Raw genomic sequence first — 14,218 nt, 5'->3', positions numbered from 1 at the left:
GTCATACGTACGGCAGGCAAGGGCATAAGCCCTTACAATCAAGGCGGATCAGCACAGGCTGATCCGCCTTTTTTATTTCCTGACGCCATGACCACACCCAAATCTCCGCAAACCGCGCTGATCCACAGCGATTACCAGGCGCCGCAAGGCTTTGCTGCCTTTCCCAACGCCATCCATCACGCGTCGACCGTGCTGTTCAAGGACGTGGCGGCCATGCGCTCGGGCGACTGGAAAGAGAAGAACGCCTACACCTACGGCTTGCACGGCACGCCCACCACGTTCACGCTGGAAGCGCGGCTGGCCGGGATCGAAGGGGGGAATCACTGCCTGCTGGCGCCGTCGGGCCTGGCGGCCATCGCCATGGCGGATTTCGCCTTGCTCAAAACGGGCGACGATGTATTGTTGCCGGAAAACATCTACAACCCGAACCGCGAACTGGGCCGCTGGCTGGCGCAGGATTTCGGCATCACGGCCCGCTATTACGATCCGCTCATCGGCGCCGGCATCGCCGGCTTGATCCAGGACAATACCAAGCTCATCTGGACTGAAGCACCGGGCTCCGTGACCATGGAAGTGCCGGACTTGCCCGCCATCTGCACGGCAGCCCACGCGCGCGGCGTGTTGGTGGCTTTGGACAATACCTGGTCGGCGGGCCTGGCCCTGCGTGGCTTCGACCTGGGCGTGGATATCATCATGCAGGCGCTGACGAAATACCAGTCGGGCGGCTCCGACGTGCTGATGGGCGCGCTGATCACGCGCGAGCGGGCGCTGCACGACCGCCTGGCGCAGGCGCACATGCGTCTGGGCATGGGCGTGGGCGCGGACGACGCCTATCTGGTGCTGCGCGGCTTGCCCACGATGAAGCTGCGTTTCGACGCCCACGATGCGGGCGCGCGCGCGGTGGCCGCCTGGCTCAAGGGCCGGCCGGAGATTGCCACGGTGCTGCATCCGGCTTTTGCCGATTGCCCGGGCCACGCCATCTGGCAGCGCGATTTCACGGGTGCGGGCGGCCTGTTTTCTGTGCTGTTCGATGCCCGCTACACGGAGCAGCAGACGGACCGCTTCGTCGATGCCTTGCAGTTGTTCAAGATTGGCTACAGCTGGGGCGGCGCGAACAGCCTGGTGATGCCGTACCGCATCGCCGCCATGCGCAAGGGCTGGCAGTTGCCGGGCCAGCTCGTGCGCCTGAACGTGGGGCTGGAATATCCGCAAGACCTGATCGGCGATATCGAACGGGCGTTCGCGGCGATGTAGCGGCAGCGGGGCAAGCACGATGGCTTGCCCGCAAGTCCTTACATGGGCACGGGCGTGTTGTTGTTCAGGTCGATGAAGCCGCGCAGCAAGCGATACGCTTTCCACAGCCAGGCCACGCCCCACACGAGGAAGGCCAGCGGAATGCCGATGATGGTGACCCACAGGATGGCGCCGACGACGATCCAGGCTACATACCACCAGAAGGAACGGATCATCCAGCTGTGATGGCTGTAGACGAAGGTCCCGGCCGCCGTGTCCCGCTTCACGTAATTGATGATGAGCGGAATGAAGGAAAACGCGCCCAGCGAAAACACAAAGCTGGCGCCATGTATCAGGTACAACCACCAGGCCAGGTTTTTGGTTTGCTGGAGTTGGGTATCCAAAACAATATCTTGTGACATGAAATCTCCCGTCGTTGCTCAATTTTTAATTGTAACAAGCAAAGCGGCGCGGGAGCGCAGTCCACGCAAAAAGGCAGAATACATTGTTGAAACGAAATCAATATGCCACCCTGGCCGCGCGGGCCAGGTCCTGGCTGCGGCGCGCCGCGCCGGCCTTGCTGCTGTGCGCCACGGTGGCCCATGCCGCCGGCGACAGCCTGGAGGCGGAGTTTGCCGCCGGCTTGAAGGAAGAGGGCCTGGCGGGCGCCGTCTGGAGCGAAGTCTTGCCCGATGGCACAGTCAAAGTCGGCGCGTCCGGCCTGCGCGATACCGCCAAGCAAGTACCGATGCAGGCGGACACCCGCATGCAGGTGGGTTCCGTGGGCAAGGTGGCGCTGGCGCTGGGCGTCTTGCGCCTCGTCAGCGAAGACAAGCTCACGCTCGACACACGCCCCCCTGCAGCAGGTGCTGCCCGAGCTGGCGCTGAACAACCCGTGGCAGGCCAGCGACCCCGTGCGCATCCGCCACCTGCTGGCGCACACGTCCGGCCTCGATAATGTGCGCTTCTGGCAGGCATTCAGCCTGAATCCGGCGCCGCAGACCCCGCTGGCCGCCGCTTTTGACGGCGGACGCAAGCTGCTGCGCGTGCGCGCCCGGCCCGGCAGCCGCTACGCGTATTCGAACATGGGCTATGGCTTGCTGGGCATGGTCATCGAGAAGGTCACGGGCCAGCCGTATGAACGCTATCTCGATGCGCAGCTGCTGCAGCCGCTGGGCATGGCGGACAGCACGTTTACCTTTGTCACCCAAATGAGCACGCAGGCGGGTGTCCAAGGCGATCCGCGCCTTGCCATGGGCCACTTCGAGCATGGCGTGGCGCAGCCGGCCGTGCCCCAGTACTTGCGTCCGGCCGCGCAATTTACCACCACGGCGGCCGATATGGCCAAGCTGGCACAGTTTTTAATGGGCGACGGCAAGCTGCAAGGCAAGCGCTTCATCGACCTGGCGCTGATGGGCGCCTTGTCCGAGCCGGCCGGCACGGATGCGGCGCAGGCGGGACTGGCAACGGGCCACGGCCTGGCGCTGGCCGTGCGCGACCGCCACAATGTGGTGGGCGCCTGCCACCCCGGCACGGCCGTGGGTTTTCGCGCCATGCTGTGCCTGTATCCTGAACAGAAAAGCGCCTTCTTCGTGGCCTTCAATACGGATGCGGAAGCAGCCGACTATGAACGCTTCAACCGCCTGCTGCTGCGCGACCTGGAGCTGCCCCTGCGCGCGCCGGCCCCGCAGGGCACGCCCGCGCCCACGGTGGAAAACTGGCAGGGCGTCTACGTGCCGTCGCCCGGTGCCATGGCCAGCATGGCCTGGGTCGATGCCGTCTTCGGTTTTACGCGCGTCAAATGGGATGGCGATTCGCTGTTCCTGATCCCGTTCCAGGGCGAGCCGAAGGAACTGGAACCGGTGGGCGGCTTGCTGTTCCGCGCCAGCGACCGCAGCACGCCATCGCACGTGCTGCTGCAGGAAGATGGCAAGCATGTGCTCAGCGATGGCTTGCGCAGCTATGAGCGCGCCTCGATGCTGCGCATGCTGGTGCTGTGGGGCAGCCTCGCGCTGGGCGTGGCGGGCTTGCTGTACGTGCTGGTGGTGGGTGTCTGGCGCGCCGCGCTGCGCCGCCTGGGGCGGGGCGACCATCTGTTCGCGCCACTGCTGTCGCTGCTGTCGCTGCTCCTGCCGCTGCCGTTTTTCTATTTCCAGTCCTACCTGCGCCTGGGCGACGCCACCATCGCCAGCGTGCTGCTGGCGCTGGCGACGGGCGCGCTGCCGCTGGCCACGGCATTCGGCCTGGCGCGCTGCTGGCGCAGCCGCGGTACGGCGGCCGAGGCGGGGTCGTGGGCGAAATGGGATTGGGTCGCCTTGCTGGCGGCCTTGCAACTGCTGCTGGTGCTGGCCTGGTGGGGCTTGCTGCCGCTGCGCTTGTGGCAGTTGTAGGGCGTCAGATCCAGCCTGCCAGCAGCCGGCGCCACCAGCGCTGCGCCGGCCGGGCCTGGCTGCCGTGTCCGGCGCGCCCGGCCCGTTTGCTGCGATAGCTGGCCGCCGCCATCTGCAGGCCGACGCGGTCCATCGCCGCCATCGCCTCCGCTTCCTGTGGCGACAAGCCATGCAGCAAGGCTTGCGCATGGGGCGCGAGCAGGAAGGCGCCAAGCACGGCGTCGTCCGTGTACAGCCTGGCCAGATAGGTTTCCAGCGCGGGAGAACTCATGCGCTGCGCCCCGCGCGCAAGGCCGCGCGCGCCAGCTCCAGCTGGCTCAGCACGTGCTCGAACGACGGGTAATTGCCGTCGCGTTCGACGATCACCGTCAGGGGCTGGGGCGCATGGCGCGCCAGCAGGGTCAATAAAGCGAACACTTCGGGCGGCACGTCGTGCAGATGGTCGTCCAGCAGGCGCTGGCCGCGCCGCCAGGCGCGGCTATCCAGTGGCCGCCGCTCAGGTGCACGGCGCCGACCCTGTCCAGGGGCAGGCGCAGCAGCATTTGCTCCGGGTCATGACCGAAATTGACGGCGTTCGCATACAGATTATGCAGGTCCAGCAGCAGCGGCACTTGCGCGCCGTCAAGGATGCGCGTCAGCCACTGCGCTTCGTCCAAGGTGCTGGCGGGCGGCTGCACCAGGGTGGCGATGTTTTCCATCAGCGGCGCGCTGCCGACGATGCGCGTGGCCAGCCCGATATTGGCGATGGCGCCGGCGGCGCTGTGCGGCGTGCGCGGCGGCGCCGCCAGGTGGCCGATCTCGACGCCGCCGGCGCGCACAAAGCTCAGGTGTTCGGACCACGATTCCGCCTGCACCTCCTTCATCAGGCGCGCCATCGCGTGCAGGCGGCGCGGGTCGGCGGGTATCGTCGATGCCAGCCCCATGCCCACGCCGTGCAGGCTGACGGGCACCTGGCGCGCCAGGCTGCGCAGGGCGGCGATGCCGGCGCGCGAGGCATGGTAATAATCGTCGGCGATCACTTCCAGCACGTCGATCCGCGCCAGGTGGGACAGGATGCCGGCAGCCAGTTCGCCGCGCCAGCCCAGGCCGACGCGGTCGCGCGTTGCCCCCATATTAACTGCCACAGCCGCCGCCACCGCCGCAACCGCCGCAGCCGCTGCCGCCGCCATCGCCGCCGCCATCACCGCCGCCCGATGACGAGTCGCCCGAGCCGCCGGACGACGAGTCGCCGCCTGAGCTTTGCCGGGGCACCGGGTACAGCCCGGCGACATACGCGTACACCGACGGGGGCAGGGCGCCCATGCCGAAGATGGCCGCCAGCAGCGCCATGTCGGCGCTGTTGCTGCCCGCCTGCAGGCGCGATGCGCGCATGTTCAGGCGGCCAAACAGCATGCGCAGGTCGGTCAGCAGCCGCTGCGCGCTCCAGCTGGTCGCGTGGGTGCGCAAGCCGCGCAGCATGAGGAGAAAAATCGCCAGCAGCAGCGCCAGGAACAGCAGGTTGTAGTGCTGGCGGCTGATGGCGATGACGGCCTTGACGCCGGCTACCGTCACCAGCAGCCAGTGTGCGGCCCAGGTGAGGCGTTCGCGCCGGCGCAGCAGCGGCGGGCCGACCAGCAATTCCTGCTGCGTCAAGGTTTCCTGGTAGGCGCGGCACGATGGCAGCATCTCGGCCTGCACGGCCAGTTCCCTGCTATGGCCCTGGCGGCCCAGGTACAGCCGCAGCACGTCGCGTTCGATGTCATGGCTGGCGAAGCGCAGGCTGTCGGCGCTGGCCGTTTCCAGCAGCGGGCCGTCGGCGCGCAGCAAGCCGCGGTCGACCAGCACGATGGCGGCGATCTTCACGGCTTCGAGGGCGCCGCCGCGCAGGAAGGCGATGCGGTAGGGATCGTCGGCCAGCGACAGCTGGGCGTGCGGATTGCGCAATTCCTGGCGGATCAGCAGCTCGCGCACGCCGTAGTACACGAGCGCGCCGAAGATCAGGTAGGCCAGCAGGAACCACGGCCCGCTCCAGTCGAACGGATTGACGCCGTTCACCGCATGGTCTCCGCGTGCTCGCGCAGGCGTTCGGTAATCGTCATCAGGCCCGTGAAGGCGGGCAGGGCCTGCCCCGGCGCCAGGCGCGCCGTTTCGCGCGCCGCCGACATGGCTTGCAGGGCGGCGTGCAGGGCCGGTTCGCCCAGCTGGTCGACAAACGCTTCGAGCGCCTGCTTGCCGGACAGCGCAGATTTGCCCTCCAGCTGCGCCAGCGAGGCGGCGGCCGAGCGCAGGGGGCCGGCCGCGTCGGCGATGGCGCCGGCCAGCTGCTCTTCGTTCACGCTCAGGAGCAGATAGCGTTCGCGCATGCGCAGCTGCTGGTTCAGCAGCACTTGCCGCAGCCGGCGCAGCACGGCGTCGCGGCTGGTGCGCAGGCTGGCGAAAGGGTCATTGCCCAGCAAGACCCGGTGGCGCGCGATGATGTCGGCAAACTTCACGGCGAAGGCGTCGGCGGCATCGGCCAGTTCGTTTTCTTGCAGGAACATCACCTGCAAATCGATGGCGGCGTGCGCCAGGCGCAAGGGTCCGCGCAGCGCGTCGGCCGCCTGCGGCGTAAAGCGCTTGAGCAGCAACAGCAGGTTGACGTCGGACGTGGCGCGCAACTGGCCGTCGGCGGCCGAGCCAAACAGCACGGCGGCGGCAAGGTCGTCACCGAAGGCCGTTTGCGCGGCGGCGACGAACACATCCAGGTGGCGTTGTATCTCTTCTGGCAGCGGTGGCGGCATGCGGTGTTCTTTCACGGTGGGCTGGCGGGGTGAATATAAGTTTGCAATATAGCAAACTTATGCAACCGTGCGCGCACCGTCCGGCGCCGTGAACTTGGCCCCGGCTCAGCTCAAGACGTTGAGCAAGCCATCGAGTCCCACAAAGTTCAGCGCCACATCGGCTTGCGAGCGCACCACGGGCTTGGCGCGGAAGGCCACGGACAGGCCCGCGATGCCCATCATCTTCAAATCGTTGGCGCCGTCGCCCATGACGATGGCTTGCGATGGCGCAATACCCATCTCGGCGCACACGCGTTCCACCGTGCGCTGCTTTTCCTCGGCGTCGACGATGCCCCCTAACACTTTGCCCGTCAGCTTGCCGTCGACGATTTCCAGTTCGTTCGCGTGCGTGTAGTCGAGGCCCAGGCGCTCCTTCAGGCGTTCGGTGAAGAAGGTGAAGCCGCCCGACACCAGCAGAGTTTTCAGGCCGGCCTTCTGCACGGCCGCCAGCATGGTTTCCGCGCCCGGCGACAGTTTTAACCGTTCATCGTAGACGCGCTGCAGGGCCGACGCATCGAGGCCTTCGAGCAGGGCCACGCGCTGCTTCAGGCTGGCCGCGAAATCGAGTTCGCCCCGCATGGCCGCTTCCGTGATGGCCGCCACTTGCGGTTTGAGGCCCTGCATGTCGGCGATTTCATCGATGCATTCGATGGTGATCAGGGTCGAATCCATGTCCATCGCCACCAGCTTGAATTCACTGAGTTCGCGCTGTCCCATCATGTAGGTGGCGTCCAGCTGTGCCGCCTGGGCCGCCACTTCGATGGTGGGGCGCAGCGCGGGCGAATAGGCGATCTGCTCGCAGCGCACGGCGTTCGGACCCAGGCGCGTGACGGACGTGGGCGCGGCCAGCGCGGCGATGCGCTCGAGACGGGCGCTGTCGCCGTCCAGGCCCTGCAGGATCAGGTTCATGGTGATGGTCTTGGTATTGGTCATGGGGCAGCTCTGCGTAAATGGTCTGAATGGTCTACACCGTCAATTGCTTGATGGTGGTCTTGATCTGCGTCACGCGCGCGGCCAGGTCCGGCATGGCGGCCGTGATTTTCAGCTTGTCCTGGCCATGCAGCTTGATGTGGCGGTTTTTCTGGATCAGGTCGATGATGCGCATCGGGTCGATGGGCGGCTTGGCCATGAATTGCAGGGTGGCCGCCTCGCCATGCACGTCGATCTTGACGATGCCCACGGTTTTCGCGGCGATGCGCAGGCGGTGCGTTTCGACCAGCGCCTTGACGGCATCGGGCAGCTTGCCGAAGCGGTCGATCAGCTCTTCCTGGATATCGTCGATCTTTTCCTGCGTGGCGCAGTTGGCCAGGCGTTTATAAATCGACAGGCGCTCGTGCACGTCGCCGCAGAAGTCCGCCGGCAGCAGGGCCGGCACGTGCAGGTTGATCTCCGTCGTCGACGCCAGCGGTGCGGCCAGGTCCGGCTCCTTGCCCGCTTTCAGCGAGCGCACGGCTTCGTTGAGCATGTCCGAATACAGCTGGAAGCCGATTTCCGTCATCTCGCCCGACTGGCTCTCGCCCAGCACTTCGCCGGCGCCGCGGATTTCCAGGTCGTGCATGGCCAGGTAAAAGCCGCTGCCCAGTTCTTCCATCTGCTGGATGGCGTCCAGGCGGCGCTGCGCCAGTTTCGTCAGGCCCTGCACGTCGTGCACCAGCAGGTAGGCGTAGGCCTGGTGATGCGAGCGGCCCACGCGTCCCCGCAGCTGGTGCAGCTGCGCCAGGCCGAACTTGTCGGCGCGGTGCATGATGATGGTGTTCGCCGTCGGCACGTCGATGCCCGTCTCGATGATGGTCGTGCACAGCAAGATATTGAAGCGCTGGGCGACGAAGTCGCGCATGACCTTTTCCAGGTCGCGCTCATGCATCTGGCCGTGCGCCACGGCGATGCGCGCCTCGGGCAGCAGTTCCGTCAGCATGGCCAGGCGGTTCTGGATGGTTTCCACCTCGTTGTGCAGGAAGTAGATCTGGCCGCCGCGTTTGAGTTCGCGCAAACACGCTTCGCGGATGATGGCTTCGCCCTCGCTGCGCACGAACGTTTTGATGGCCAGGCGCTTTTGCGGCGCCGTGGCGATGATGGAAAAGTCGCGCAAGCCTTCCAGCGCCATGCCCAGGGTGCGCGGGATCGGCGTGGCCGTCAGGGTCAGCACGTCCACCTCCGCGCGCAAGGCCTTTAATGCTTCCTTCTGGCGCACGCCGAACCTGTGTTCTTCGTCAATGATGACCAGGCCCAGACGGGTAAACTTCACGTCATCGGACAGCAGTTTATGCGTGCCGATGACGATGTCGATGGTGCCGTCGGCCATGCCCTTGAACGCTTGCGTGATCTCCTTGCCGGTGCGGAAGCGCGACAGTTCCGCGATGCGCACGGGCCAGTCGGCGAAGCGGTCGGCGAAGGTTTGCGCATGCTGCTCGGCCAGCAGGGTGGTGGGCGCCAGTATCGCCACCTGCTTGCCGCCCATGACGGCGATGAAGGCGGCGCGCAGCGCCACTTCCGTCTTGCCGAAGCCGACATCGCCGCACACGAGGCGGTCCATCGGTTTACCGGACGTCATGTCCTTGATGACGTTGCGGATGGCTTCGGCCTGGTCCGGCGTTTCGTCGAAGCCGAAGCTGTCGGCGAAGCGCTGGTAGTCGTGCGACGAGAATTCGAACGAGTGGCCCTGGCGCAGCGCGCGGCGGGCGTACAGGTTGAGCAGCTCGGCAGCCGTGTCGCGCACCTGTTCGGCCGCGCGTTTTTTCGCCTTTTCCCACTGGCCCGAGCCGAGCGAGTGCAGCGGGGCGTCTTCCGGCGAGGCGCCCGAATAGCGCGAGATCACATGCAGTTGCGATACGGGCACGTACAGTTTCGTGTCCTTCGCGTATTCGAGGTGCAAAAATTCCGTCTCGCCTTCGCCCAGGTCCATGCTGGTCAGGCCCATGTAGCGCCCGATGCCGTGGTTGATGTGCACCACCGGGTCGCCGATTTTCAGCTCGGACAGGTCGCGCACCATCGACTCGACCTGCGTCACGCCTTCCTGTTTCTTGCTGCCGACGCGGCGGCCGGAGCCGGCATACAGTTCGGTTTCCGTGATGAAGGCCAGATTGCCCTCGGGCCGGAACAATTCGAAGCCCGCGTGCAGCGGCGCCACGCCCAGCATCAGCTTGGCATCGGACTGCAAAAAGCCGTCGCTGCCTTCCACCGGTGTCAGCTGCAGATCGTATTCGGCGAAGTACTGCTGCAGGGTTTCGCGGCGGCCGTTCGATTCGGCGCAGATCATCACGCGGCGGCCCGCTTGCAGCAGATAGCTGCGCAGGTTGGCCAGCGGGTCGTCGGCGCGGCGGTTGACGGCGATGTTGGGAATCGGCGCCGACAGTTCGGACGCCAGCGCATCGTTCGACTTCGCAATCGCCAGGCGCGGATACGGCTTGGCCAGGCCGAAGAACTGCTCGTCGGACAGGAACAGCGCTTCGGGCGGCAAAATCGGCCGCTCGCGGTCCGCCTTCAGGAAGCGGTAGCGCGACTGGGTATCGGTCCAGAAGCGGCTGATGGCCGCATCGATCTCGCCCACCAGGGCCAGCGAGGCGTCGGGCGGCAGGTAGTCGAACAGGGTGGCCGTCTGTTCGAAGAACAGGGGCAGATAGTATTCGATGCCGGCCGAGGCGATGCCGCTGCTGATGTCCTTGTAGACGACGGAGCGCGACGGGTCGCCCTCGAACTGTTCGCGCCAGCGGTTGCGGAAGGTGGTGCGCGCCGCTTCATCCATGGGAAATTCGCGGCCCGGCAGCAGCCGCACTTCATGCACGGGGTACAGCGAGCGCTGGGTGTCGGCATCAAACGTGCGGATGGTTTCGATGGTGTCGCCGAACAGGTCCAGCCGGTAGGGCAGGGCCGAGCCCATGGGGAACAGGTCGAGCAGGCCGCCGCGCACCGAGTATTCGCCGGGCGACATCACTTGCGACACATGGCTGTAGCCGGCCAGCGTCAGCTGCGACTTCAGGCGCGCTTCGTCCAGCGTTTCGCCCTTCTTGAAGAAGAAGGTGTAGGCGGCCAAAAAGGACGGCGGCGCCAGGCGCACCAGCGCCGTGGTGGCCGGCACGATCAGCACGTCGCACTGGCGCGTCTGGATTTCGTGCAGGGTGGCCAGGCGCTCGGAGACCAGGTCCTGGTGCGGCGAAAAAGCGTCGTAGGGCAGGGTTTCCCAGTCCGGCAACAGGTGGCAGCGCAGTTCCTTGCCGCCAAACCAGGGGATTTCATCGAGCAGGCGCTGGCCGTCGCTGGCCTGCGCCACCACCACGGCCAGCATCTGGCCCCGCGCTTTCAATGCCAGGGCGGCCAGCGCCAGGGCATAGGCGTCGGATGAACCATACAGGGCGGGCAGCGCATAGCGGTTGCCGGGCTTGGGGAGGGCTTTTGTTAAGTCTAAGGACATGCAGGCGATGACACTAGTGGCAGAGGCAGTTGAGTGGGACAGCTGTGATGCGCGCCGCGCCGCCAGTGACGGCGCTGACAGGCGAGATTATAGACCATCGCTCGCACGGATATTTGCAATCCCGAACGGCACATGCACCATGGGGATGGTTCCGCCCGCCGATTTGAGGTGGCTCAACTGGTCGTCGAAGAAGATATGCGGCTTGAACACGGCCAGCACGCGCGATTTGTCCATGCCGCCGAGGAAAAACGTCTCGTCGGCCGCCACGCCCCAGCTTTTCAGGGTCGTCACGACGCGCTCGTGCGAGGGCGCGTTGCGCGCCGTGATGATGGCGATGCGCAGGATCTTTCTGTAGCCGGGGTCGCGCCGCTGCGCCTTTTCTTCCAGGCGCTGCATGGTGGCCAGCTTCTGGAACAGGTCGGCCAGTGGGCCGGGGCGGTGCGGCGTGCCCACGTTCAGGGTTTCATGGGCGTGGAATTCATCGACGTCATTGTTGCGCTTGAACACGGTTTCCGCTTCGTCGTCGGCGATCACGCCGTCGAAATCGAAGGCAACGCGCAGTTCCTCGTCGTTTTCATCGTCTTCCGTGCGCGACGGCAGCACCAGGCCGGCCGGATAGTTGCAGGCCAGGGCGCTGCGCACGTCGTCCTCGTTCGCGCTGAGGAAGAGCGAGGCGTTGAAGGCGGGCAGATAAGGATACGGCGACTTGCCCGTCATGAAGGCGGCGCGCGAGATATCGAGGCCGTAGTGCGCGATCGAGTGCATGACGCGCAAGCCCGTTTCCGGCGAATTGCGCGAAAACAGCACCACTTCCACGGGCGACTGGCGCGGATAGTGCTTGTTGATGTTCAGGAAACGGCGGATGAAGGGGAAGGCCACGCCGCGCGGCAAGACCGTGTCGATATGCGTTTCCTGGTACTTGCGGTATTCCTCGGGGCCGTTGTCGAGGTAGACCTGGTGCGATTCGGCCAGGTCGAACAGGGCGCTGGAAGCGACCCCGATCACCAGTTTGTGTTCGATAGGATAAGCCATGGTCTGCCTGTTGTTTGCTTGTTGCTCATCTTATACGACTATCAACTGCGTAGCCAATAGTGGTACATGGGGATTTTCTGCACCAAAACGGGGCGCCGGGCCTTTTTTTTTCGCTGCTGTGCAACACGCGCCACAGTAAAGAAATAAATCTTGTCTTGTATCAAGTATGTAGCAGCCAGCGCGTGTATTTTCCACTATGCTTCCCCTTATGAATTCTCGCCAATTGTAACGAAGCGTACGCCCTATCCCCGCCACCTTTATACAAGTGTCAGCTGTTTTACTCGAACATGCCAGCCCCAACCTCGCCAGCAGTCGTCGTGACTTTATAAAGGACCTAGCCATGTTTAAGAATTTACTGATCAAATGGAAGCTGGCGACGCTCGTCGCCGTGATGATGGTGGCCTTGCTGGTGGTGGGCATCAGCGGCTACACGGGCATCGCCACCGTGGGCAACGCCGTCAATGAAATCGGCGTGGTGCGCCTGCCGTCGATCCAGGGCCTGATGATGATGAACGAAGGCCAGACGGCCGTCGCCGCCGCCACCCTGACGGCCGCCATCTATGAAAACAATTACCAGGCACAGGACAAGTTCGCGGAAGCGCTGCAGCTGCGCACCAAGGCCTGGACGAATATCGAGGCGGGCCGCAAGCTGTACGAGCCGCTGCCGCAAACGCCCGAGGAAGCCGTGCTGTGGAAGCGCTTCCTGGAGGAGTGGGCCGCCTGGAAGGGCGATGACGACAAGGTGCGCGCCATCCTGCGCCAGCTGGCCGACAACCGCGACGAGCCGCGGCAGAAGGAGCTGTTCGTCGCCTTCTACAAGCAGTACCAGGATTCGCGCAGCCTGTTCAGCAAGGCCGAAGCCACCCTCAACGAGATCATCAAGCTCAATAACGGCGTGGCCGACGCCAGTGTCAAGGAAGGCAGCGCGGCCGTGATCCGCTCGGAAAGCCTGATGGTTATCCTCGGCTTGCTGGCTTCGGCCGTGGGCATGGGCTGCGCCGCCTACATCACGCGCGCCATCACGCAGCCGATCAATTCGGCCGTGAAAGTGGCGCAAACGGTGGCGTCGGGCGACCTGACGAGCCATATCGAGGTGCACACGACGGAAGAAACGGGCCAGCTGCTGCAGGCGCTGAAAGACATGAATTCCAGCCTGGTCAACATCGTCAGCCAGGTGCGCGGCGGCACGGAGACGATCGCCACGGCGTCGTCGGAAATTGCCAGCGGCAACCTGGACCTGTCCTCGCGCACGGAAGAGCAGGCCAGTTCGCTGGAAGAGACGGCGTCGTCGATGGAAGAGCTGACCTCCACCGTGCGGCAGAATGCCGACAACGCCCAGCAAGCGAACCAGCTGGCGCTCTCCGCCTCGGGCGTGGCCGTGAAGGGCGGCGCCGTGGTGGGCAAGGTGGTCGAGACCATGGATGCCATCAACGACTCCTCGCGCAAGATCGTCGACATCATTTCCGTCATCGACGGCATCGCGTTCCAGACGAATATTCTGGCGCTGAACGCGGCAGTCGAGGCGGCGCGCGCGGGCGAGCAGGGGCGCGGCTTTGCCGTCGTGGCGACGGAAGTGCGCAATCTTGCCCAAAGATCCGCTGGCGCAGCGAAAGAAATCAAGACCCTGATCGGCGACTCCGTGGTGGCCGTCGATGCGGGCAGCAAGCTGGTGGCCGAAGCGGGCAGCACGATGGCCGAAATCGTCTCCAGCGTGCAGCGCGTGACGACATCATGACATCATGGCGGAAATCAGCCTGGCCACGCAGGAGCAAAGCTCGGGCATCGACCAGATCAACCAGGCCATCGGCCAGATGGACCAGGTGACGCAGCAAAACGCGGCCCTGGTGGAAGAAGCGGCGGCCGCGGCCGAATCGCTGCAGGAGCAATCGGGCCAGCTGGCCCAGGTGGTCAGCGTCTTCAAGCTCGATGGTGCGCAGGCACCGGCCGCGCGCGCAAACGCGAACGCCAGGCCGGCCGCGCCGCGCGCCGCGGTGGCCAGCGCGGCGCCGAAGCGTCCTGCATCACGCCCCACGGCGGGCCGCCCGGCCCTGCATGCCGTGCCATCCGCGCGCCAGAGCGCGCCGCGCGACGACGAGTGGGAAGTGTTCTGACGGATTGACGGCGCCAGCATGCGCTACCGGACGGCCGCCTTGCGCGGCCGTTCTTGCATGCGCGCACAGGCGCGCACTGCGGTTTCTACTTATTAAAAAAACAGCGTTATATAAATAGCTGCTGTTTTTGCCATCTAAGCAAATCTTTTCAAAACTTAACGCGACATTGCTTGTGAGATAACTCACACTGCCTGCCGTACCGCCCTTGTTCCCGCCTCGGCCACACCCCGGCTGACCCCTCCGCCT

General features: G+C 65.2%; 12 protein-coding genes and 1 pseudogene. 4 read left to right on the top strand and 9 right to left on the bottom strand.

Features of this window, described 5'->3' with window-relative positions; all coding sequences use genetic code 11:
- Positions 1–87 precede the first annotated feature (87 nt).
- The gene (locus ACQVLG_RS26235) at positions 88–1,254 is read left to right on the top strand and encodes a cystathionine beta-lyase (protein ID WP_474291725.1); all 1,167 of its coding nucleotides are present in this window, start codon (positions 88–90) and stop codon (positions 1,252–1,254) included.
- Between the two features lie 38 nt (positions 1,255–1,292).
- On the opposite strand, the gene ACQVLG_RS26230 is transcribed toward ACQVLG_RS26235, so the two are convergent.
- A complete protein-coding gene (locus tag ACQVLG_RS26230; protein ID WP_230539466.1) occupies positions 1,293–1,655 on the bottom strand; it encodes a DUF4870 family protein in 363 nt (120 codons plus the stop codon).
- A gap of 86 nt (positions 1,656–1,741) precedes the next feature.
- Between ACQVLG_RS26230 and ACQVLG_RS26225 the strand changes: the two genes are divergently transcribed.
- Both ACQVLG_RS26225 and ACQVLG_RS26220 read left to right on the top strand, forming a co-directional pair.
- Entirely contained in the window at positions 1,742–2,191 is a 450-nt protein-coding gene (locus tag ACQVLG_RS26225; protein WP_474291724.1) for a serine hydrolase, read from the top strand.
- Entirely contained in the window at positions 2,100–3,623 is a 1,524-nt protein-coding gene (locus ACQVLG_RS26220) for a serine hydrolase domain-containing protein (RefSeq protein WP_474291723.1), read from the top strand. Before ACQVLG_RS26225 ends, ACQVLG_RS26220 begins: the two co-directional genes overlap by 92 nt.
- 4 nt (positions 3,624–3,627) lie before the next feature.
- Here ACQVLG_RS26220 and ACQVLG_RS26215 read toward each other — a convergent pair whose 3' ends face one another.
- The 8 genes from ACQVLG_RS26215 to ACQVLG_RS26180 all read right to left on the bottom strand — a co-directional run bounded on the left by ACQVLG_RS26215 (position 3,628) and on the right by ACQVLG_RS26180 (position 11,861).
- Complete coding sequence (locus ACQVLG_RS26215) at positions 3,628–3,894, bottom strand: hypothetical protein (protein ID WP_474291722.1); 267 nt, start codon at positions 3,892–3,894, stop codon at positions 3,628–3,630.
- Positions 3,891–4,052, bottom strand: a complete 162-nt coding sequence (locus tag ACQVLG_RS26210; RefSeq protein WP_474291721.1) for a hypothetical protein — start codon at positions 4,050–4,052, stop codon at positions 3,891–3,893. The genes ACQVLG_RS26215 and ACQVLG_RS26210 overlap by 4 nt, the downstream gene beginning before the upstream one ends.
- The gene (locus tag ACQVLG_RS26205; RefSeq protein ID WP_474291720.1) at positions 4,025–4,735 is read right to left on the bottom strand and encodes an MbnB/TglH/ChrH family RiPP precursor modification enzyme; all 711 of its coding nucleotides are present in this window, start codon (positions 4,733–4,735) and stop codon (positions 4,025–4,027) included. Before ACQVLG_RS26205 ends, ACQVLG_RS26210 begins: the two co-directional genes overlap by 28 nt.
- A gap of 1 nt (position 4,736) precedes the next feature.
- Positions 4,737–5,657: a TIGR04222 domain-containing membrane protein gene (locus tag ACQVLG_RS26200; RefSeq protein ID WP_474291719.1), complete on the bottom strand. Its 921-nt coding sequence runs from the start codon at positions 5,655–5,657 to the stop codon at positions 4,737–4,739.
- A complete protein-coding gene (locus tag ACQVLG_RS26195) occupies positions 5,654–6,382 on the bottom strand; it encodes a nucleotidyltransferase domain-containing protein (RefSeq protein ID WP_474291718.1) in 729 nt (242 codons plus the stop codon). Before ACQVLG_RS26195 ends, ACQVLG_RS26200 begins: the two co-directional genes overlap by 4 nt.
- Before the next feature lie 105 nt (positions 6,383–6,487).
- Positions 6,488–7,330 carry a phosphoserine phosphatase SerB gene (serB, locus tag ACQVLG_RS26190; protein WP_474295804.1) on the bottom strand — a complete coding sequence of 281 codons (843 nt, stop codon included), beginning with the start codon at positions 7,328–7,330 and terminating at the stop codon, positions 6,488–6,490.
- 55 nt (positions 7,331–7,385) lie between these two features.
- On the bottom strand, positions 7,386–10,829 hold the full coding sequence (gene mfd, locus ACQVLG_RS26185) for a transcription-repair coupling factor (RefSeq protein WP_474291717.1): 3,444 nt from the start codon (positions 10,827–10,829) through the stop codon (positions 7,386–7,388).
- Between the two features lie 87 nt (positions 10,830–10,916).
- A complete protein-coding gene (locus ACQVLG_RS26180) occupies positions 10,917–11,861 on the bottom strand; it encodes a 5'-nucleotidase (protein ID WP_474291716.1) in 945 nt (314 codons plus the stop codon).
- Positions 11,862–12,201: 340 nt separating this feature from the next.
- Between ACQVLG_RS26180 and ACQVLG_RS26175 the strand changes: the two are divergent.
- Positions 12,202–13,972, top strand: a pseudogene (locus ACQVLG_RS26175) (methyl-accepting chemotaxis protein).
- Positions 13,973–14,218: the final 246 nt, after the last annotated feature.

The sequence above is a fragment of the Janthinobacterium sp. TPC_1 genome (assembly GCF_056037845.1).
The sequence above is the reverse complement of the archived record's forward strand: the minus strand, read 5'-3'. Positions and strand labels throughout refer to the sequence as shown.